The 19521-nt window shown below is 65.3% G+C and carries 17 protein-coding genes; 8 read left to right on the plus strand and 9 right to left on the minus strand.

Annotated features, from left to right (window positions below):
* Position 1: 1 nt before the first annotated feature.
* From ACCD07_RS02575 to ACCD07_RS02615, 9 genes are all read right to left on the minus strand, one after another.
* Positions 2 to 2053: a TonB-dependent receptor gene (locus ACCD07_RS02575; RefSeq protein WP_413446417.1), complete on the minus strand. Its 2052-nt coding sequence runs from the start codon at positions 2051 to 2053 to the stop codon at positions 2 to 4.
* A 15-nt stretch (positions 2054 to 2068) separates the two neighbouring features.
* Positions 2069 to 3892: an IucA/IucC family protein gene (locus ACCD07_RS02580; RefSeq protein WP_413446418.1), complete on the minus strand. Its 1824-nt coding sequence runs from the start codon at positions 3890 to 3892 to the stop codon at positions 2069 to 2071.
* Positions 3889 to 5100: an MFS transporter gene (locus tag ACCD07_RS02585; protein ID WP_413446419.1), complete on the minus strand. Its 1212-nt coding sequence runs from the start codon at positions 5098 to 5100 to the stop codon at positions 3889 to 3891. Before ACCD07_RS02585 ends, ACCD07_RS02580 begins: the two co-directional genes overlap by 4 nt.
* Positions 5097 to 6857, minus strand: a complete 1761-nt coding sequence (locus ACCD07_RS02590; RefSeq protein WP_413446420.1) for an IucA/IucC family protein — start codon at positions 6855 to 6857, stop codon at positions 5097 to 5099. Before ACCD07_RS02590 ends, ACCD07_RS02585 begins: the two co-directional genes overlap by 4 nt.
* 137 nt (positions 6858 to 6994) lie before the next feature.
* On the minus strand, positions 6995 to 8680 hold the full coding sequence (locus ACCD07_RS02595) for a diguanylate cyclase (protein WP_413446421.1): 1686 nt from the start codon (positions 8678 to 8680) through the stop codon (positions 6995 to 6997).
* Between the two features lie 126 nt (positions 8681 to 8806).
* Complete coding sequence (locus ACCD07_RS02600) at positions 8807 to 9973, minus strand: ABC transporter permease (RefSeq protein WP_353402869.1); 1167 nt, start codon at positions 9971 to 9973, stop codon at positions 8807 to 8809.
* A 10-nt stretch (positions 9974 to 9983) separates the two neighbouring features.
* Positions 9984 to 11141: an ABC transporter permease gene (locus ACCD07_RS02605; RefSeq protein ID WP_353402870.1), complete on the minus strand. Its 1158-nt coding sequence runs from the start codon at positions 11139 to 11141 to the stop codon at positions 9984 to 9986.
* 9 nt (positions 11142 to 11150) lie between these two features.
* The gene (locus ACCD07_RS02610; protein WP_413446422.1) at positions 11151 to 11852 is read right to left on the minus strand and encodes an ABC transporter ATP-binding protein; all 702 of its coding nucleotides are present in this window, start codon (positions 11850 to 11852) and stop codon (positions 11151 to 11153) included.
* Between the two features lie 2 nt (positions 11853 to 11854).
* Positions 11855 to 13075 carry an efflux RND transporter periplasmic adaptor subunit gene (locus ACCD07_RS02615; protein ID WP_413446423.1) on the minus strand — a complete coding sequence of 407 codons (1221 nt, stop codon included), beginning with the start codon at positions 13073 to 13075 and terminating at the stop codon, positions 11855 to 11857.
* 145 nt (positions 13076 to 13220) lie between these two features.
* Here ACCD07_RS02615 and ACCD07_RS02620 point away from each other — a divergent pair, with 145 nt between their 5' ends.
* The 8 genes from ACCD07_RS02620 (at position 13221) to hscB (ending at position 19508) form a co-directional block, all read left to right on the plus strand.
* Positions 13221 to 14537: a glucoamylase family protein gene (locus tag ACCD07_RS02620; RefSeq protein ID WP_413446424.1), complete on the plus strand. Its 1317-nt coding sequence runs from the start codon at positions 13221 to 13223 to the stop codon at positions 14535 to 14537.
* Between the two features lie 322 nt (positions 14538 to 14859).
* Positions 14860 to 15468: a DUF2306 domain-containing protein gene (locus ACCD07_RS02625; protein WP_413446425.1), complete on the plus strand. Its 609-nt coding sequence runs from the start codon at positions 14860 to 14862 to the stop codon at positions 15466 to 15468.
* A gap of 61 nt (positions 15469 to 15529) precedes the next feature.
* Positions 15530 to 16309, plus strand: a complete 780-nt coding sequence (locus tag ACCD07_RS02630; protein WP_413446426.1) for a uracil-DNA glycosylase — start codon at positions 15530 to 15532, stop codon at positions 16307 to 16309.
* Positions 16310 to 16438: 129 nt separating this feature from the next.
* Positions 16439 to 16915, plus strand: a complete 477-nt coding sequence (iscR, locus tag ACCD07_RS02635) for a Fe-S cluster assembly transcriptional regulator IscR (protein WP_176651877.1) — start codon at positions 16439 to 16441, stop codon at positions 16913 to 16915.
* A gap of 28 nt (positions 16916 to 16943) precedes the next feature.
* The gene (locus ACCD07_RS02640) at positions 16944 to 18200 is read left to right on the plus strand and encodes an IscS subfamily cysteine desulfurase (RefSeq protein ID WP_176651876.1); all 1257 of its coding nucleotides are present in this window, start codon (positions 16944 to 16946) and stop codon (positions 18198 to 18200) included.
* Positions 18201 to 18224: 24 nt separating this feature from the next.
* Complete coding sequence (iscU, locus tag ACCD07_RS02645; RefSeq protein ID WP_008450509.1) at positions 18225 to 18614, plus strand: Fe-S cluster assembly scaffold IscU; 390 nt, start codon at positions 18225 to 18227, stop codon at positions 18612 to 18614.
* A 48-nt stretch (positions 18615 to 18662) separates the two neighbouring features.
* A complete protein-coding gene (gene iscA, locus ACCD07_RS02650; RefSeq protein ID WP_209715847.1) occupies positions 18663 to 18986 on the plus strand; it encodes an iron-sulfur cluster assembly protein IscA in 324 nt (107 codons plus the stop codon).
* Positions 18987 to 18992: 6 nt separating this feature from the next.
* Positions 18993 to 19508, plus strand: coding sequence for a Fe-S protein assembly co-chaperone HscB (hscB, locus tag ACCD07_RS02655; protein WP_413446427.1), 516 nt, complete (start codon positions 18993 to 18995; stop codon positions 19506 to 19508).
* Positions 19509 to 19521: the final 13 nt, after the last annotated feature.

Raw genomic sequence — 19521 nt, forward strand, 5'->3', positions numbered from 1 at the left:
ATCAGAACCGGCTGGTCAGCGTCACGCTCGCGTTGCGCGAGGCACCCGGCTGGATCTGCACGTTGTTGATCGCCGATTCAAAGAAGCGCGCATTGCCCACGTTGTTGACCTTGAACCGCAGGTCGTATCCCTTGCCGCGATAGCCGATCGCCGCATCCACGCGGCCGTAGCCGGGCAGCCGCACGGCGTTGTCGGACAGCGCGAACTGGTCGCTGTTGAGCAGCACGCCCAATCCCGCGCTCCAAGCCTTGCCGATCTCCTGGTCCAACCACAGCGATGCGCGATGGCGGGGCGTCATCTCCGCGCGGTTCCCGCTCGGGATGTCGTTCGACGCGACGATGCGCGCGTCGTTGTAGGTATAGGCCGCGCTCACGCGCCCGCCTTGCCGTAGCGCCCCTTGCAGCTCCAGCTCCACGCCCTGGTTGCGCTGCTTGCCGACCTGTAGCTGGCGCAGGCCGGCCGGATCGGCCGGATCCAGCGTCAACTGGTTGCGCTGTTCGATGCGGAACAGCGCTGCGGTCGTGAAGAAGCGGCCTCCCAGCCACTCCTGCTTGTAGCCCATCTCCTGCAAATCCGTCTGCAGCGGCCGAACCTGCGACAGCGGCGTGCTGCCGGTGTAGAGCAGGTCGCCGCCGCCCGGCTGCGATGAACGGCTCAGGTTCAGGTACCACGACTGGCCATCCAGTGGCTGATACACCAGGCCCGCGCGCGGCGACGTCACGTTGTCGGTGCGTTCGCTATACCCCTTGGTCAGCCGGTTGGTTTGCTGCTGTTGGAAGCGGTCGAAGCGCACGCCGGCCAAAGCCTTCCACTGCGGCGCGATGCTGATCTGGTCCTGCAGGTACAGTGCCTGCGTCTTCGCCGTGAACGCGTTGCTCAGCGCAACCGGCAGGGCGCTCAGATTGGGTGCCGGCAGCACGTGCTGCGGCGCGTAGAGATTCACCGGATAGGCGATGCCGGTCTGCGCGGTGACGACGTCGCGCTGCTGGTCCGACAGCTCGAGCCCTGTCAGCAGCGTATGCCCGGCCAGCGTGTAGGTCAGCTCCGTTTGATTGGTCAGGTTGCGCTGCGTCTGCGGGAAGTAGGTGATCTGGCGCGATACGGTGCCATCGGCATTGACGCGGCGATTGCGGGTGTTGACTCCTTCAAGTTCGGTGCGGCTGTATTGCAGCGTGTTTTCCAGCTTCAGATGGTCGTTGAGGCGATGTTCGAGCCTGGCCTTCGCCATATCGCTGTCGGTGCTGGTGTAGTCGTAGGTCTCGCCATAGAAGGTTGACGGCGCCACCGCCACCGGCCGGCCCGCCAGCGACGGCACGCCGCGATCGGGCGTGCGGTCCTCGCGCTGGACCTCGGCCTGCAACAGCAGCGACGTGGCCGGCGACAGCGCCACCTTCAGCGAAGGCGCCAGCAGCTTGCGCGTATGCTCGACCACGTCGCGGTAGCTGTCGCCTGCATCGTAGACTGCGATCAGGCGGCCGTTGACGCCGTCGCCCAGGGCGCCGCCGGCGTCAACGCTGACGCGCCGCTCCCTGTTCGATCCCAGCGTGGCCGACACTTCGGTATCCTGTTTGGCGCGCGGCTGCTTGCTGACGCGGTTGATCAAGCCGCCGGCCGAGCCGCGTCCATACAGCGCGGCGGCCGCGCCCTTGATGACTTCGATCTGCTCTACCGTCGCCAGGTCGCGCGAATACAGCGTGTCGTCGCGCACGCCATCGAGGCTGGTGTCGCGCAGCGAGTAGAAGCCACGGATATAGAATTCGTCGCGGCGGCCTTCGCCCTGGCCGGCCACCACGCTGCTGACGTAGTCCAGCGCATCCTTGCTGGTGAGGGCTGCGCGATCGCGCAGGTTTTCCTGCGTGACGACGCTGACCGATTGCGGCACATCGAGCAGGCTACCCTGGGTCTTGGTGCCGGCGGCGCCCGCGGCCAAGCCGTCGGCGGTGCCGCTCACGGTGATCTGCTGCATGGTCTGCATGGTTTGTGTATCTTGCGCGTGCGCGGCGAAGACGAGGCCTGCCAGCAGCAGGGGAATTGGTTTAAGAGCTGTTTTCATTGAGTTGGATGGTAGTTAAAAAGATGCCGCCGCACCGTTGACGACGCCGAGCGGGTGATACAGGGGCAGATAGCTGGCCTGGCGGTCCGCCTGGCGCAGGAAGCGCGTCAGCAGGTTGCCTTTGGCCGGCAGAGGTTCGCCCGCCAGCAAGCCCTGGATGCGGCGGTTGGCGGACGGACGGGGGAATTGCGCGAGGTAGTCCTGCAGCGTGTTGCGCAACACGCCCCACAGGCCCAGGTACAGGCTGTGGTTGCCGTTGGCGATGCTGGCGATCACCTCGCACAGGTTGTTGACGAACAGGCAGTAGCCGATGCGTATCCAGGCCCGTTCGTCGCTGCAGCACAGCGCCGCCAGCGTCTCCGGTTCCAGCCGCATGGCGCGCGCCAGCGGCTGCGCCTGCGGCGCGAGCCGCGCCAGCTCCAGGTCGCGGACGATGAAATGGCTGGGCGCACCGTCGCCATCCAGTCCGACGACGGTATTCTGCATGTGCGGCTCGAACGCTACGCCGTGCTCGAACAGCAGATACAGTATCGGATGCACCGCCACCTCGGCATAGCGCGCGAACCAATGGTGCGCTGCGCGTTCCAGCGTATAGCCGCGATGCAGCGCATAGCGCTCGATCAGCGCGAACACGCGCTTGCGGCCATGCTCGCCGTTGCCGAACAGCGCGGCGCACATCACCGGCTGCACGTCCTGGCGCAGCAGGCCGGCCACGCCTTCGCGCAGCAGCACGCCGAATCCGTTCGCCAGCTGAGGATCGGCGCCGGGCAGGTCGACGGTGACGTAGGCCTGTTCCTCCAGCACGCGAAAACCGGGGAAGCGGCTCTGCATGTCGGCTTGCATGCCGCGGTACAGGCGGGTCCCGGTCAGCGCGCTTTGCAGTTCGTGGCGGGCGTTGTTGCGGATGCAGTTGGTGATGCGCATGTTCAGCGACAGCTTGATGAACGACGCCGCATCCTCGGCCAGCAGCGTGCGCACCGAAGCGGTGGGATGGAAGGGACGGCCGTGTGCGCCGAGGTCGCGCACTTCGCCGCTGCGCAAGGCTTCGGCGATGCGCGGCTGGCGACGCATCCAGCCGGCCTGCCACGGATGCAGCGGTACGATTGCGTTGCCGGCGTCGGGCTGCAGGCCGTGCGCGGCCAGTCCCTGCAGCGCGTCGCCGTGGACGCTGTCGCTGAGCAGCCACTGCTGCGGAATCTGGAAGTAATGCAGGCGCATGCTGGCCTTGTGCTCGGGCGAATAGTCCCGCTGTTCGGCGGGCGACCAGTCGGAGCGGCTTTTGGGCGCCGGGTGGAATGGATGGCCGGTCAGCAGGCCTTGTTCGCTTTCGATGTAGATTTGCAGTGGCGTGGTTGTCGCCGCCACGGGCGGCAGCGAAGGTGCCGGCTGGCGGTCCATCACGTCCTGCATGGTGGCGATGCTGTCGCCGATCTGCTGCAGCAGTTCGTTGTTGAACGGTGTGTCGGCGCGGCGCGACAGGTCTTCGATGATGAGGCGGGCGATTTCCTGCCAGCTGGCGTCGCGCCAGGCGTCCTGGCCCCGGCGCAGGCAGACCCCGGTGGTGTAATCGAAATTGGCGGTGGCCGATACGTGCAGCACGCCCACGCATAAATGGCTGCCGACGCGCGGCAGGGCGATTTCCAGCACCTGTCCACGATAGTCGTCCGGCATGGCCGGATGCGCGCTGCGGCTGGCCGGCAGCACTGCCAGCGTGTGCTCCTGCATCGCCACTTCACGCGCATAGCAGTTGATCAGCAGGCGGCTGTGCTGGCGTTCGGCGAAGCGCTCGTTGTCGGACCGGGCGGGCTGCAGGTGTCTGGATAACAGTGGAGAGTTCATATCAGCTTCCATTTCAGTGTGATAAACAGAGTGGCGACCAGGGCGGCGCCCAGCCACAATGGGGCTGCGTAGCCCAGCGATGGCGCCAGCAGGCTGGCCAGCAGGCCGGCGCCGACGGCGCCCCATTTGTTGGCGCCTTCCAGGCTGCCGAAGTGGCGGCCGGCCTGGGCGGCGGTGGAGGTGGCGGCGGCCAGGGTGTTGATGGCGAGGTAGGCGCCGGTCATGCCTATGCCCATCAGCGCGCGGCCCGCCAGCAGCGCGGGAAGCGTGCCGGCCGACGCCTGCAGCAGCATGCCGGCGCTGGTCAGCGCGGCGTACCAGCCGAGGGCGACGCGGGCGTTGGCGAATCCGAGCTGACGTCCCAGCGGCCAGGCCAGAAGCAGGAACAAAGCGTGCGGCAGGCCGAATAGCAGGCCGGCGGTGGCGGCGCCGATCTGCAAGCGCTGCGCGAGGTCGCTGACGAAATACGGGTAGGACAGCACGGTGCCGATGGCGAACAGCGCCTGCAGGCGATAAAGGCCGGCGGCACTGAGGCCGCAGCGGCCGGCGGCATCGGCGGTCGGTGAAGCTATAGCGGCAGCGGCGGACGGCTGGACCACGGCGCGCCTCGGCGCACGGACGCCGGCATCCGGCAGCAGGTACAGCACCACGCAGGCAGCGCCGGGGAACAGCGCCAGGTACAGGAACAGCTGCAGCAGGTCGGCCCGTCCGCTCATCATGCCGATCAGCGCCGGGCCGATGAACAAGGCGGTTCGCGCCGAGGCCTGCATCACGCCGAGCAGCGCCGCCAGCCGCGCCGGCGCCAATTGTTCCGCCAGATAGGCGTTGGATGCCGAGAAGGTCCCGCCCAGCAGCCCTTGCAGCGTCAGGCCGAACGCGAATTCCAGCGGCGTGCGCGCCAGGCCGGTGACGATGAAGCTGATGCACAAGCCACCGTGCGCCCGCATCAGCGACGCGCGGCGGCCGATGCGGTCGGCCAGCCGTCCCCACGCCGGATTGGCGACGGCGGCGGCCAGCGTCGGCAGCGTGAAGTACCACCCGGCCAGCGCGGCCGAAGATCCCTGCGCCGCAAAGCTGGACTGCAGGATCTGCGCATAAAACGGCGGCATGCACAGCGCCGCGAATGCCGCGCCGAAGTGGCCCGCCACGGTGATCGTCACGGCGCGCGTCAGCCCGGCCGGGCGCGCCGCAATCTGCGCGATGCTCATGCCTGGCTGCCGGTGGCTAGCGCCGCCGCCAATGGATTGCCAACCGTGCGCAGGCGCGGCGTGCTCCATTCCAGCAGGCGGCGCGCCGCCAGGCATTCGATGCGCAGCTGCTGGCCCAGCAGGTCGAACTCGCGGTGGCGCGCGGCGCTTGCCGGAAAGCGCGACTGATAGGCCAGCACGGTGCGTGCAGCCTGGCTCCAGAACAGGTTCTCGGCATAGCCGTGATGACGCTGCAGCCGCCATGCCAGCTCGCCCAGGTTAATGAAGAACAGCACCTCCAGCAGATAGTCGCGCGCCTCCGTCGGCGAGTCGAACATGAATCCGTTGCTGGCGTTGAGCGCGTTGCGGTATGCCGGCGCGGCGCGCAGGCCCGCCAGTTCGGCTTCGCCGGTGGCGCCCTTCAGGTAGTGCAGGCCGCCCGGCAGATCGCGGATGGCGATGCGGCGCGGCAGGCCGTCGCGCAGGATCAGCAGCGTGTTTTGCGCGTGGCACTCGAGCAACACGCCGTGCGCCATCATCAGATGCAGCAACGGCGGCACGCTGGCCTCCAGCAGCGCTTCCACCCAGCGATCGACGCCGTGCCGCGCCAGCCAGGGAGCGATGGTCAGCTGTCCGCCCGCCAGCGTGGTCAGCGCCGTCATCGGGAACACCTGTTCGCCCTCGGCCAGCACCGATTCCGGCGCGCTGCGCCAGATCGCGCCGAGCATGCCGTAGGCGCCTTCGCGCCGGTGCTCCTTTGCGACGGTGATGCCGGCCGGTTCGGCCAGTATCGCCAGGCGCTGGCCGTCGGCGAGGAAGGTGTCGTTGCGGCATATTCCGTCCAGCCAGCGCGAAATCAGCGGCGCGTTGTGCACGTGGTGGTCGGACAGGATGCGGTCGGCCGAGCTGTTGGCGATGGCCAACGGCAGCTTCAGGTTGCAGCGGCCGTCGGCGCCGAGACGGCTCAGCGAGCGTATCGATTGCTGCGCCAGCCATTCGGCGCGGCCGGCACCCAGGTGCAGCAAGGTGCTGTCGGCGAGCCAGTCGGCAAAGTGCAGCGCGATGCCGTGCTCCCACTGCCACGGGTGCGCCGGCAGCAGGCGGTAGTGCGACGGTGTGCAACCCAGTACTTCGATCTGGCCCAGCAGGCGGCGGTATTCCTCCGTTCCCAGCTGCGAGCGCACGAAGGCGTCGTAATCCAGCTCCGGCAGCAGATGCACCTCGCTGGCGTCGCGGGCGATGGCCAGCCAGGTCAGGGTGACAGTCGCGGCAAACTCCGGGCCATAGCGCCGGTGATCGTCGATGCTGAAGCCGATGCGTGAACGGAAGCAGGGGTGGTAGGGGTGTCCGTCGCCCAGCTGCGCCTCCTGCAAGGCATACGGCGATTGCAGCGTGGCGTCGGGTGTCGCCGTCGCCGACCATGCCTGCTTGAGCGCCGTGTGCTGCAGCTCCGTCACGAACCGGCGCAGCGCCGCGGCATCGGGCTGCAGATGGCGCACCAGCGCCGGCACCACGGTGGCGATGCCGGGCTGTCCCGGGCCGGCGCCGCGCAGCTCTCCGTCCAGGCGCAGGCGGCCGAAGGCGCTGTCGCCGGCGATGTCGATGTGATAGGTCAGCGCCTGTCCCTGTTCACCCATCCCGTCAAGCCGCAGCCGGCGCTGCGCCGGTTCGGCAGCGCCGCTCAGGCAGCCCTCGTTCCAGAAGGCTTCGATGAATTGGCGCAGGGTGCGGGCATGGGCGGCGGCGTAGTGGGGCAGGAATGGGAGCGTGTGGGGCATGGCGGTGTTTTAAAAAATAAAATCTTGTCGTAAATGCTATGACGACACATTAGCTTTTTAAAAATTGAATGTCAATACAAATGATAATAATTCGTATTTACATTTTAGTGCGGACGGTTGCCGTGGCGCGCCGGATATCAGGCGCACACCACCCGGTCGCGGCCCGCATGCTTGGCCTGGTACAGCGCCTTGTCCGCCCGCGACAGCAACGACGAGGGGCTGTCCAGCGCGCCGCCGGGATCGGACGCAGCGACGCCGATGCTGATGGTGAGCGCGATCTGCTCGCCATTGTCGCCGTGGATGCGCAGCGCGGCGACGCACGCGCGCAGGCGTTCGGCGGCGTGGCCGGCGACATCCAGGTCGGTCTCGGGCATCAGCAGCACGAATTCCTCGCCACCGAAGCGCGAGGCCATGTCGATGCTGCGCATGCCGCCGGCCAGCGCCTTCGACACCGCCACGATCGCGCGGTCGCCCGCCTCGTGGCCGTAGACGTCGTTGACGTTCTTGAAGTGGTCGATATCGACCATCAGCAGCGACAGCGGATGCAGGAAACGGCGGCTGCGTTCCAGCTCCTTGGCGATCTGCTCCGTCATGCGGCGGCGGTTGCCGATGCCGGTCAGCGGATCGGTGGTGGCCAGTTGTTCCAGCTTGGTGTTGGCCACCATCAGCTCCAGCGTGCGCTGCAGCACGCGCGCCTCCAGCTGGTTGCGTTCATCGTGCAGCGCCCGCAGCGACTGGCGCCGTCCGCGTAGCGCGACGATCAACGCTGAAATCAGTATTCCCTCCACCACGATCAGCGTGACGCCGCCCAGGATCTGCCACAGATACTGCTGCAACATGCTCTGCGGCCGGTTCAGCCACAGCGCGTCCGAAGGCACGTTCTGCAAATGGAAGCGCTGCACGGCGGCGTAGTCGAACAGGTAGCCGGTGATGCCGGCGATGTCCGGCGTTTGCTGTATCAGCAGCTTGCCGATCGCATGGCCTATCCGTTCGGCGCTGATCACATAGCCGCCGACCACGCCCGGAATGACGATCGCCTCCCAGTTGGTGAAGATCGGCACCTGGGTGGCCGCCACCAGCTTGCGCACGGTCTCCACCGGCCGGCGCCGTTCGCCCGTGCTGTCATGGTAGAAGGCCAGCAGGAAGATGGCGCTGCCCGGCTGCAGCTGTGCGGCTTTGCGGTCGATCTGTTCGTAGCTGAGCTTATCCCAGTACTCGAAGCTCAAGCGGTTGTTGTAGCCGGCGGCCGCCTTGCGCACGGCGTTCACCGACTCCTGGATATTGTCCGTGCTGTCGCCGATGATCACCACGTGCCGCACGTCGGGCGCCATGCGCGCAATGGTGCCGATGGCGCGGCTGAAATCCGCCTGCACGTCGTAGGCGATGCCGTCGTCCGGCTTCCAGTTGGGCCGGCCGTGGTTCAGGTAGTGGCGCGGCACGCCGCGGAACAGGTCCGGGTGTTCGCTGAGGAAGCGCGCCGCCACGTAGTTTTCGGTGATGATGTCGTCGAAGCGGATGTTGGCGTACTTGGTGCGCAGATACTGCTCCATGCCGGCCTGCGACTGCTGGTCGCCGACGCGGACGGCGTCGAAGCGTTCTTCAAAAATGCCCAGCGCGGAGGTCAGGTTTTGCTGCGCCAGCTCGGCGCTCAAGCCCTTGTGGATCAGGCTTTGCCAGGCCGACGCCGAATCGGCGCCCAGCGAATACAGCACCAGCACCTTGCGTTCCTTGGTCGCTGCCGCCAGCGCCCACGCCGGCAGCATCGCCAGCGCGCCGCACAGCAGCATCCAGCGCCAATACTGGCGCAGCGTCTGGTATGGCACGGCAGGCGGAGGATCCCTGGGCGGCATGGCGGCGGTTGGACTGCAAAAGCGATTGCGGCGAAATTTACACCAAGGCAAGTCTAGCACGCTTCTCCCCGCTATTTGTTGCCCGGCGGGTACGGCGCTTCAGGCCGCGCGCAGGGCGTCGACGATTTGCATGCGCGCCGCGCGCAGCGCCGGCAGGAAGCCGCCGACCACGCCCATCGCCAGCGAAAACATGAGCGTCTTGACCACGATCCCCGGCGTCAGCCGAAAGCCGAACGCCAGTTCGGAGAAGGACTGGAAATTGGTGGTGGAGAAGGACAGGAACTGCATCAGCGACGCGCAGGCCAGCCCCAGCGCGCCGCCCACCACCGCCAGCAGCATGGACTCGGCCAGGAAGGCGGCCAGGATGCTGCGGCGCTGGAAGCCCAGCGCGCGCAGGGTGCCGATCTCGCCGACGCGGTTGGCGACCGAGGCGTACATGGTGATGGTGGCGCCTATCATCGCGCCGATGGAAAAGATCACCGACAGGATCAGCCCCAGCACGCTGATGAAGGTCGACAGCGCCTTCGACTGGTCGGAGTAGAAGGTCTGCTCGCGCTTCGCGTCCAGCGTCAGGCGCGGATCGGCTTCGATGTCCTTCTTGAAGCCGTCGAACAACGCGGTGTCGGCCAGCCGAAGTATCACAGACGAGTAGGCGACTCGGCGGAAGGCCGGCATCAGCTGGTCGGCATCGCCCCAGATCTCCGAATCGAAGCCGCTGTTGCCGGCGTCGAACAGGCCGACCACGGTCCATTCGCGCTGGCCGAAGCGCAGCGTTTCGCCGATGCCGGCGCCTTCGAAGCGGCGCGCGATGCTGGCGCCGGCGATGATCTCGGAGGCGCCGGGGCGGAACATGCGGCCGGCCGTCAGTTTGACCTGCGGCCGCAGCGTCATGCCGCGCGGCGAGATGCCGCGGATGATGACATTGGACGGCTTGGCCGAACCGCGCTTGTTGAGCGAAATGAGCACCACGGTTTCCTTCGACAGCATCGGCTGGCCGTCGGCGCCGAGCGCGATGGCGGGATGGCTGGAGGCGACGCTGGCCTGGGGCCGGTCGACGCCGCTCTGCACCTCGGTCTCGGCGGAGCGGCGCACCAGCACCACGTTGTCGTATTCGCCGGTGGTGACCATGGTGTTGCGCAGGCCCTCGTCCAGCATCAGCACCGTGGCGAACACGAACACCACCAGCGCCAGGCCGGCGCCGGTCAGCGCGGTGGTCAGGCGGCGCGCCCACAGGTTACGGGCCACGTAGGACAAGGGGATCTTCATGATGGAAGCGTCATCCTATGCTCCTCAGTCCCTCGACGATGTTGATGCGCACCGCGCGCACGGTGGGCGCGATGGCGGCGACGGCGCCAATGGCCAGCGCCGCCAGCATCTGCTGGATCACCGTCAGCTGCGACACTTCAAACACGGGGAACATGGTGCCCATCACCTTGCCGAGGAAGGCGGCGAACGGGAACAGCATGACGATGCCGATCGCCGCGCCGAACAGCGACAGCAGCAGCGATTCGCCGAGGATCATCAAGGTCAGGAAGCCGGGGCCGAAACCGAGCGCCTTCAGCGTGGCGTATTCGCCCAGCCGCTCGCGCGCGCTCATGGCCATGGTGTTGGCCATCACCGCCGCGATAATGACGATGACCACGAACGACACCACCCGTATCGCCACCACGATCGCCTCGGACATCGACACGAAACCCAGCTGGAAGGCCTTCTCGGTCTCGGTCAGCGTTTCGGCCAGCGAGTTGGCGAACTCCTTGTCGACGGCGGCGGAGATGGACGCGGCATTTTCCGGCTGGTTGATCTGCACCACGTAGACGCCGATCTGGTTGGCGCGGCGCGGCGCCAGCTTCTTTATGGTCTCGTTGACGTAGTCCCAGTGGAAGAACAGCGTCGCCGTGTTGGTGGTGCTCTGCTTGCCGTCGTAGATGCCGCGCACCACCAACTCCCAGTTGCCGGGATAGATGGTGCCCTTGAGCGGAATGATGTCGCCGACCTTGAAGCCGTACTGGTCGGCCAGCTTGCGGCCGACGATGCAGCCCTTGCGGTCGCGCAGGAAGTCGGCGCGTTCGTCGGGCGTCAGCAGATAGTCGGGATAGATGTCCAGGTAGCTCTCGCCGGAGATGGCGAACTGCGCGAAGAAGTTCTTCGGATCCTTGTACGTGCCCTGGAACCAGTTGGCGAAGCCGACGCCGGACACGCCCGGCACCGCGCGGATGCGGGCCTGGTACGACAGCGGCAGCGGAAACACCAGCGAGGTCTTGTTGCGCGTGACCAGCGTGGTGTTGGAGGCGCCCTCGGCGCCGGCGTACCAGGCGTCCACCACCGTCTGCAGCAGGCCGAAGGAAAAGATCGCCACCACCAGGCCGAGTATCGTCAGCGAGGTGCGCAGCTTGTGGCGCATGGTATTCTTGACGATCAGCCGGAACGTGTACATGGCGCGGGGTCAGGCGGGGGAGGCGGCGGGCTCGCCGGCGATCAATTCGCCTTTTTCCAGATGGATCATGGTGCGCGCCTGCGCCGCCGCGTTGGCGTCGTGCGTGACCATGATGATGGTCTTGCCCAGCTGCTGGTTGAGCTGCTGCAGCAGCGCCAGGATCTCGGCGGCGGAGTTGCGATCGAGGTCGCCGGTCGGCTCGTCGGCGACGATCAGGGTCGGATCGGTGACGATGGCGCGGGCGATGGCCACGCGCTGCTGCTGGCCGCCGGACAGTTCGTTCGGCGTGTGGTCCATGCGGTCGGAAAGGTTGACCATCTCCAGGGTCAGCTCGACACGCTCGCGCCGTTCGCGGCGCGACAAGGGTGTCAGCAGCAGCGGCAGCTCGACGTTTTCAAACGCCGACAGCACCGGCATCAGGTTATAGAACTGGAAGATGAAGCCGACGTTGGTGGCGCGCCAGTGCGCCAGGTCGGTCTCGCCCATGCCGGCGATATCGAGGCCGGCGATGCGCAGCACGCCGCGATCGGGCTTGTCGATGCCGGCGATGAGATTGAGCAGCGTGCTCTTGCCGGAGCCGGAAGGGCCCATCAGCGCGGTGAAGTCGCCGGCCGGTATCGCCAGGCTGATATCGCGCAGCACCTCCACCACCTGGTCGCCGCGGCGATAGGACTTGACCAGGTGCTCGATCAGTACCAGTGGCTCGGCCATGGTCATTTCTTCGCCAGGCTGACGGCGGCGCCGTCATGCAGCTTGGCGTCCGGCGCCATCACCACCTTGTCGCCGGGCTTGACGCCCTTGACCTCGGTCAGCTCGCCGATCTTGCGACCCTGCGTGACGGCGACCTGTTTGACCTTGTCGCCGTCGAGCACGAACACCACGGCCTTGCCGTCGCGCTGGACGATGGCGGCCGGCTGCACGGCGGTCACCGCCTGCTTGTCTTCAGGCGGGACGGCCTTGGACAGGAAGGCCACCTTGGCGCTCATGTCCGGCAGCACGCGCGGATCGCGGTCGATGAAGCGCACCTTGACCAGCAAGGTCGCCTTGCTGCGGTCCATGGTCGGCACCATGCGCGAGACGGTGCCGGCCAGGCGCAGCTCGGGGAAGGCGTCGAGCAGGATTTCGGTCGGCTGGTCGACGCGGATCTTGCTCAGGTTCGATTCGGAGACGTCGGCCTCCACCTCCAGCGTATCCATGTCGGCGATGGTGACGACGGCGCCCTTGCTGTCGGCGGCGGAAGAGAAGGGCGTGATGTTGTCGCCGACGTTGGCGTTCTTGGTCAGGATCACGCCGTCGAACGGCGCCCGTATCACGGTCTGGTCCAGCGCCACCTGCGCCGCCTGCGCGTTGGCGCGCGCGGCGGCGATGGCGGCGTTGTAGCCGGCGATGTTGGCCTTGGCCTTGTTCAGCCGCGCCTGCGCGGTGTCGTAGGCCGAGGCGGTGATGAATTTCTGGTTCAGCAGTTCGGCGGTGCGCTTGAAGTTGGCCTGCGCGTCCTGCAGTTCGGCCTGGCCCTGTTCCAGGTTGGCCTGCGCGACCTTGACGTTGGCCTGCGCCTGGCCCAGCGCGGCGCCGACGTCGCGGTTTTCCAGCCGCGCCACCACCTCGTCTTTTTTGACCTTGCTGCCTTCAAGCACGCCCAGCCACTCCAGCCGGCCGGTGGCCTTGGACGACAGGGCCGCCTTGCGCTGCGCCACCACGTAGCCGGTGGCGTTGAGCAGCGTATAGCTTTGCGACGGGTAGCTCTGGGCCACGGTGACGATCTCCACGCTGGGCTTGCCGGCGAACTGGCCCATCGCCACCCGGCCGCCGATGCCGACCGCCACCACGACCGCCGCGATCCGGATCCAGCGGCGGCGCTTGCTGCGCTGGCCGGGGGCCTGTGCCTGGGCGCCGCGCTCGATTTTCAGCTTGGAGATGTCGGGAGTTGCCACATTACCCTCGTTGTCAATTTTGTCATTAGATAGTGCGGCAAAAGTCCCTGCACCGCAAGTACCGGAACGCGATCTGTGCGTTATAGAACATACCGGCCTCTGCCGGTATGACAGGATGTGGTTTTCGCCTCACGCAGGACCGACCATGACTACCTTGCCGCCCGCGACCCTGGACACCGCATCGCTGGCCCTGCTGATGGATATGCAGAAGAATTCCTTCGGCTATTTTGTCAACGAAACCAATCCGCACAACGGCCTGGTGCGCGACAAGACCGCCCCCGACTGGCCGGCCAGCATCGCCGCCGTCGGCATGGCCCTGACTGCGTATGTGATCGGCGTGCGGCGCGGCTGCATGCCGCGCGGCGACGCGGTGGCGCGCACGCTGACCACGATGCGCTTCTTTGCCAACAGCGAGCAGGGCAGGTCGCCCTCCGCCACCGGCTACAAGGGCTTCTACTACCATTTCCTGGACATAAAAACCGGCACGCGGGTGTGGAATTGCGAGCTGTCCAGCATCGATACCGCGCTGCTGATCGCCGGCATGCTGACGGCGGCCGGATTCTTCACGGCCGACACGCCGGAGGAAAGCGAGATCCGCGAACTGGCCGACATGCTGTACCGCCGCGTGGACTGGCAATGGATGCGCGGCAAGAAGGGGCTGCTGCGCCACGGCTGGAAGCCCAAGACCGGCTTCCTGCGCTACCACTGGGAAGGCTACGACGAGGCGCTGATCCTGTACATCCTGGCGCTGGGCTCGCCAACCTTTCCCATCGGGCGCGACAGCTACGACGCCTGGGCCAGCAGCTACGAATGGAAGTCCCTGCACGGCATCGACTACCTGTACGCGGGGCCGCTGTTCATACACCAGATGTCGCACATCTGGCTGGACCTGCGCGGCATCCGCGACGACTTCATGCGCGCGCACGACCTCGACTATTTCGAGAACAGCCGCCGCGCCACCTACGCGCAGCAGCGCTATGCGATCGAGAATCCGCTGGGCTTCCCCGAGTACGGCGAACTATGCTGGGGTATCACCGCCAGCGACGGGCCGGGGCCGTCGACCAAACGGCTCGACGGCGTGCAGCGCAAGTTCTACGACTATGTCAGCCGTGGTGCGCCTTACGGTCCGGACGACGGCACGCTGGCGCCGTGGGCGGTGGCCGCCTCGCTGCCGTTCGCGCCGGAGATCGTGCTACCCAGCATCCAGCATTATCAGAGCCTGCAATTGTGCGAGGCCAATCCCTACGGCTTCAAGGCATCGTTTTCCACCATCTTCCACCTGGACGACCAAGGCTGCCGGCGCTGGGTGTCGCCCTATCACTTCGGCATCAACGAAGGCCCGACGGTCATCATGATAGAAAATCACCTGCATGATTTTCCCTGGAGCCTGATGCGCAACAACACCTATCTGCGCGACGGCCTGTCGCGCGCAGGCTTCACCGGCGGCTGGCTGGCAGACTGACGAAGGGATTCTTGACGCAGATCCATTGCAGCGGCACCGCCCGCGTATGCACTGCGCTTGGTGTCCGTCTGGTAGTTCAACCGGCAACTCTGTTAGTTCAACCGGCAATTTAGGCAGATTGGACAGCTGTTGTAAAAAGGCCGGCAAATATTGTCTGTTAAATTATTTCCCCTCAATTGTTACATATTTTTTGTCGCACTAACGCCGATTGAATGCGTTAATTGTCGTGCGGCAACATCGACGAAAAAGATCGTCGTGTGATCCCTCCAACCCCTGGCCCTGCGCTGCTGCACGTCGGGCCGACTTTTTTATCGAGGACGTCATGCTGGAATCGATCTCTCAACGTCAACTGTGGATTATCTTTTTCGTGCTGGGCGGCCTGGTGGCCTGGGTGATGGTGCAAGTCGAACTGCCGATGCTGCTGGGCTGGAACCCGGCCTGGGACCAGAAGATCAGCGACTACAGGCTGCTGCTGCACGTGCACGCGACCGCCGGCAGCGTGGCGCTGTTTGCCGCGCCGCTGCAACTGCTGCCTTTCCGGCGCGTCCGCCGCCTGCATCGCCCGATCGGCTACGCCTACCTGCTGGCGATCTGCATCGGCGCGCCGACGGCGATCTGGATCGCGCTCGACCACCTGTCCGGCAGCGAGCGCTGGATGACTTGCGCGCAAGCCGTCTGCTGGCTGTACGCGACCCTGGTGGCGGTGGCGGCCATCATGCAGCGTAAGGTCGACCTGCACCGGTTGTGGATCATGCGCAGCTATGCGCTGACCTACACCTTCATCCTGAGCCGGCTGGCGGTGGACGTGTTGCACTTCCATCCCAGCCCGGCGGTGGGCGGCAATTCCGGCTTTATCCTGCTGTCCTCGCTGGCCGTGCTGGTGCTGGCCGATCTCGTGAGCATGAAGAAACGGGGCTGGAGCCTGGCCTGAGATATTGGGCGGGAGGCGATTCGGCGATACAATCTCGCCTTTGCCTGGAAGCTTTCCGCCCATGACGATCCCGACCTCCATCCTCGATGCGCTGCCGCGCGCCGACGCCTCCTGGCGCCCATTGCTGATCAAGGGACTGGAGGCCATGATGACGGCCTATCCCGACTACCTGCCGCAACTGGCGCAGGACCAATACCTGCCGACGGAGCAGCGCCTGTTCGCCGCCTTTGCCCTGCCGCTACAGGATGTGCGCTATGTATTAGTGGGCGAGGGCCCGTATCCGCGCGAGGAAAGCGCCACCGGCGTCTGCTTCATGGATGGCGCGGTCGGCAGCCTGTGGTCGAGCGAGGAGGGCGGCGGCCTGTCCAAGCCGGTCAACAAGGCCACCTCACTGCGTAATTTCATGAAGATGCTGCTGGTGGCCGACGGCCAGCTGGCGCTGGACAACACCGCCGGCGAGGCGATGGCGGCGGTGTCCGCCCAGGCCCGCAGAGGCGCAGGCAGCCACATCCAGACGCTGGCCGACATGCAGCGGAAACTGACCGGGCAAGGCTTCCTGCTGCTGAACGCCTCGCTGGTATTCCGCAGCCATGTGGCCCCGGCCAAGGATGCCAAGGCCTGGCTGCCGTTCTTCGAGACGGTGATGACCGGCCTGGCCGCCCAGGCGCGCGTCACGCCGACGATGATTCTGTGGGGGAAGATTGCTGAATTGCTGAGCAAGTTGCCGGTAATGAAGGATTTCCCGCAGATCGCCGCGGAACACCCATACAACCTCAGTTTCATCGGCAACCAGGACATGCACGCGCTGTTCAAACCGATGCAATTGCTGAAGGGTAAGTAGGACCGAGGCCCTCCCGGCACACTTTGTTAAAGTTTGGTATACTTGACTAAATCGATCAACTAATCAGCCCTCTCAGGTGCTGGTTAGCGTGAAAGGTCGATATTTTAACCCAGTTGAACCGAGGTAGTGATGCGTCTGACCACCAAAGGCCGTTTTGCTGTGACTGCGATGATCGATCTGGCTTTGCGCCAAGGCAAGGGCCCGGTCACGCTCTCCGGCATCAGCCAGCGCCAGGCCATCTCGCTGTCCTACCTGGAGCAGTTGTTCGGCAAGCTGCGACGCCATGAGATCGTCGAGTCGATCCGTGGTCCGGGCGGCGGCTACAGTCTGGCGCGCCGCGCCGACAAGGTCACCGTGGCCGACATCATTATCGCCGTCGACGAGCCGCTGGATGCGACCCAGTGCGGCGGCAAGGAAAATTGTCATGGCGCCGACGCCACCAGCGGCGCGCGCTGCATGACCCACGAACTGTGGGCCACGCTGAATGAAAAGATGGTCGACTACCTGGATTCGGTATCGCTGCAGGATCTGGTCGATCAACAGAAGCAAAAGAATGCTGAACAAAACGTGGTCGTGATGCACCGTAACCACGCCGCGCTTGGTTAAGAGAATAAGTTAAATCGGAGTAACCCAGATGAACGCCCCTGAAAAAAACATCGCGCCAGTGAAGTTCCAGACCGCCCCGCATTTCCCGATCTACATGGACTACTCGGCCACCACGCCGATCGATCCACGCGTCGCCGACATGATGATTCCCTACCTGCGCGAGCAGTTCGGCAATCCCGCGTCGCGCAGCCACATGTACGGCTGGACGGCGGAAAAAGCGGTGGAAGAGGCGCGCGCCCACGTCGCCGCCCTGGTCAATGCCGACCCGCGCGAAATCATCTGGACCTCCGGCGCCACCGAGTCGAACAACCTGGCCATCAAGGGCGCGGCGCAGTTCTACAAGACCAAGGGCAAGCACATCATCACCGTCAAGACCGAGCACAAGGCGGTGCTGGACACGGTGCGCGAGCTGGAACGCGTCGGCTTCGAGGCGACCTACCTGGAGCCGCAGGACAACGGCCTGATCACCATCGAGCAGCTGACCGCCGCCATCCGTCCGGACACCATCCTGGTCTCCGTCATGCTGGTCAATAACGAGATCGGTGTGATCCAGCCGATCGACGAGATCGGCGCGCTGTGCCGCTCGAAAGGCATCATCTTCCACTGCGACGCCGCCCAGGCGACCGGCAAGGTGGTGATCGACCTGCAAAAGACCAAGGTCGACCTGATGACCTTCACCGCGCACAAGACCTATGGCCCGAAAGGCATCGGCGCGCTGTACGTCTGCCGCAAGCCGCGCGTGCGCATCGAAGCGCAAATGCACGGCGGCGGCCACGAGCGCGGCCTGCGCTCCGGCACCCTGCCTACCCACCAGATCGTCGGCATGGGCGAAGCCTTCCGCCTGGCGAAGGTGGAAATGGACAGCGAGATCACCCGCATCAAGGGCCTGCGCGACCGCCTGGCCAAGGGCCTGCAGGAGATCGAGGAAACCTATATCAACGGCGACATGGAACACCGCGTGCCGCACAACCTGAACGTCAGCTTCAACTACGTCGAGGGCGAGTCGCTGATCATGGCCGTGAAAGACCTGGCCGTGTCGTCCGGTTCCGCGTGTACTTCGGCCTCGCTGGAACCATCTTATGTGCTGCGCGCGCTGGGCCGCAGCGACGAGCTGGCGCACAGCTCGATCCGTTTCACCATCGGCCGTTTCACGACGGAAGAGGATATCGACTTCGCCATCGACCTGATGAAGTCCAAGGTACACAAACTGCGTGAACTGTCGCCGCTGTGGGACATGTTCAAAGAAGGCATCGACATCAGCTCGATCCAATGGGCAGCCCACTAATTTTAAAGTTACAGGAGCACTAAAATGGCTTACTCGGAAAAAGTACTGGACCACTACGAAAACCCACGCAACGTTGGCGCTTTCGAAAAGGGCGATGAAACCGTCGGCACCGGCATGGTCGGCGCGCCGGCCTGCGGCGACGTCATGAAACTGCAGATCAAGGTCGGCGCCGATGGCCTGATCGAGGACGCGAAGTTCAAGACCTACGGCTGCGGTTCGGCCATCGCCTCCAGCTCGCTGGTGACCGAATGGGTCAAGGGCAAGACGCTGGATCAGGCGCTGGCCATCAAGAACACCCAGATCGCCGAAGAACTGGCGCTGCCGCCGGTGAAGATCCACTGCTCGATCCTGGCGGAAGACGCCATCAAGGCGGCAGTGCTGGACTACCAGACCAAGCACCCAGTCGCGGCCTAAGTCTGTTTTACACCGGCGACGATCGTCGTCGCCGGCACGGAGAATCAAATGGCAATCACCCTGACCGAAAAAGCAGCCAAGCATATCAACCGCTACATCGAACGCCGCGGCAAGGGCGTCGGTTTGCGTTTCGGCGTGCGCACCACCGGCTGCTCGGGCCTGGCCTACAAGCTGGAATACGTGGACGAAGTGGCGGCCGAGGACAGCGTCTTCGAATCGCACGGCGTCAAGGTATTCGTCGATCCGAAAAGCCTGCCGTATATCGACGGCACCGAGCTCGATTTCGCGCGCGAGGGCTTGAACGAAGGCTTCAAGTTCCATAACCCGAACGAGAAAGACGCTTGCGGTTGCGGCGAAAGCTTCCGCATCTGATAAGCCATGCAAAATCACTTTGAGCTGTTCAATCTGCCGCAGCAGTTTGCCGTGGACGCGGGAGCGCTGGACAGCGCCTACCGCGACGTGCAGGGCCGCGTCCATCCCGACAAGTTCGTCAATGCCACCGACGCCGAAAAGCGCGTCGCCATGCAGTGGGCCACCCGCGCCAACGAAGCCTATCAGACCCTGAAAAATCCGCAGAAGCGCGCGCAGTACATGTGCGAGCTCAATGGCGTCGACTTGCAGACCGAGTCGAACACCGCGATGCCGATGGCCTTCCTGATGCAGCAGATGGAGTGGCGCGAAGAGCTGGGCGACGCCCGCGCCAGCAAGGACGGCGACGCGCTGGAAGCACTGGACAAGCAGCTGCGCAACGAACGCAAGGCGCGCCTGGCCGAGATCGGGCAGCAGATCGACGCCGGCGACTTCCACGCGGCGGCCCAGGGCGTGCGCGCGCTGATGTTCCTCGAAAAATTCGGCGAAGAAGTCCGCTTCGCATTTGAAGCAATCGAAGCCTGACCGCACGCGCCGG

This window comes from Duganella sp. Dugasp56 (assembly GCF_047304105.1).
In the GTDB taxonomy this organism is placed as follows: Bacteria; Pseudomonadota; Gammaproteobacteria; order Burkholderiales; family Burkholderiaceae_D; genus Rugamonas; species Rugamonas hordei.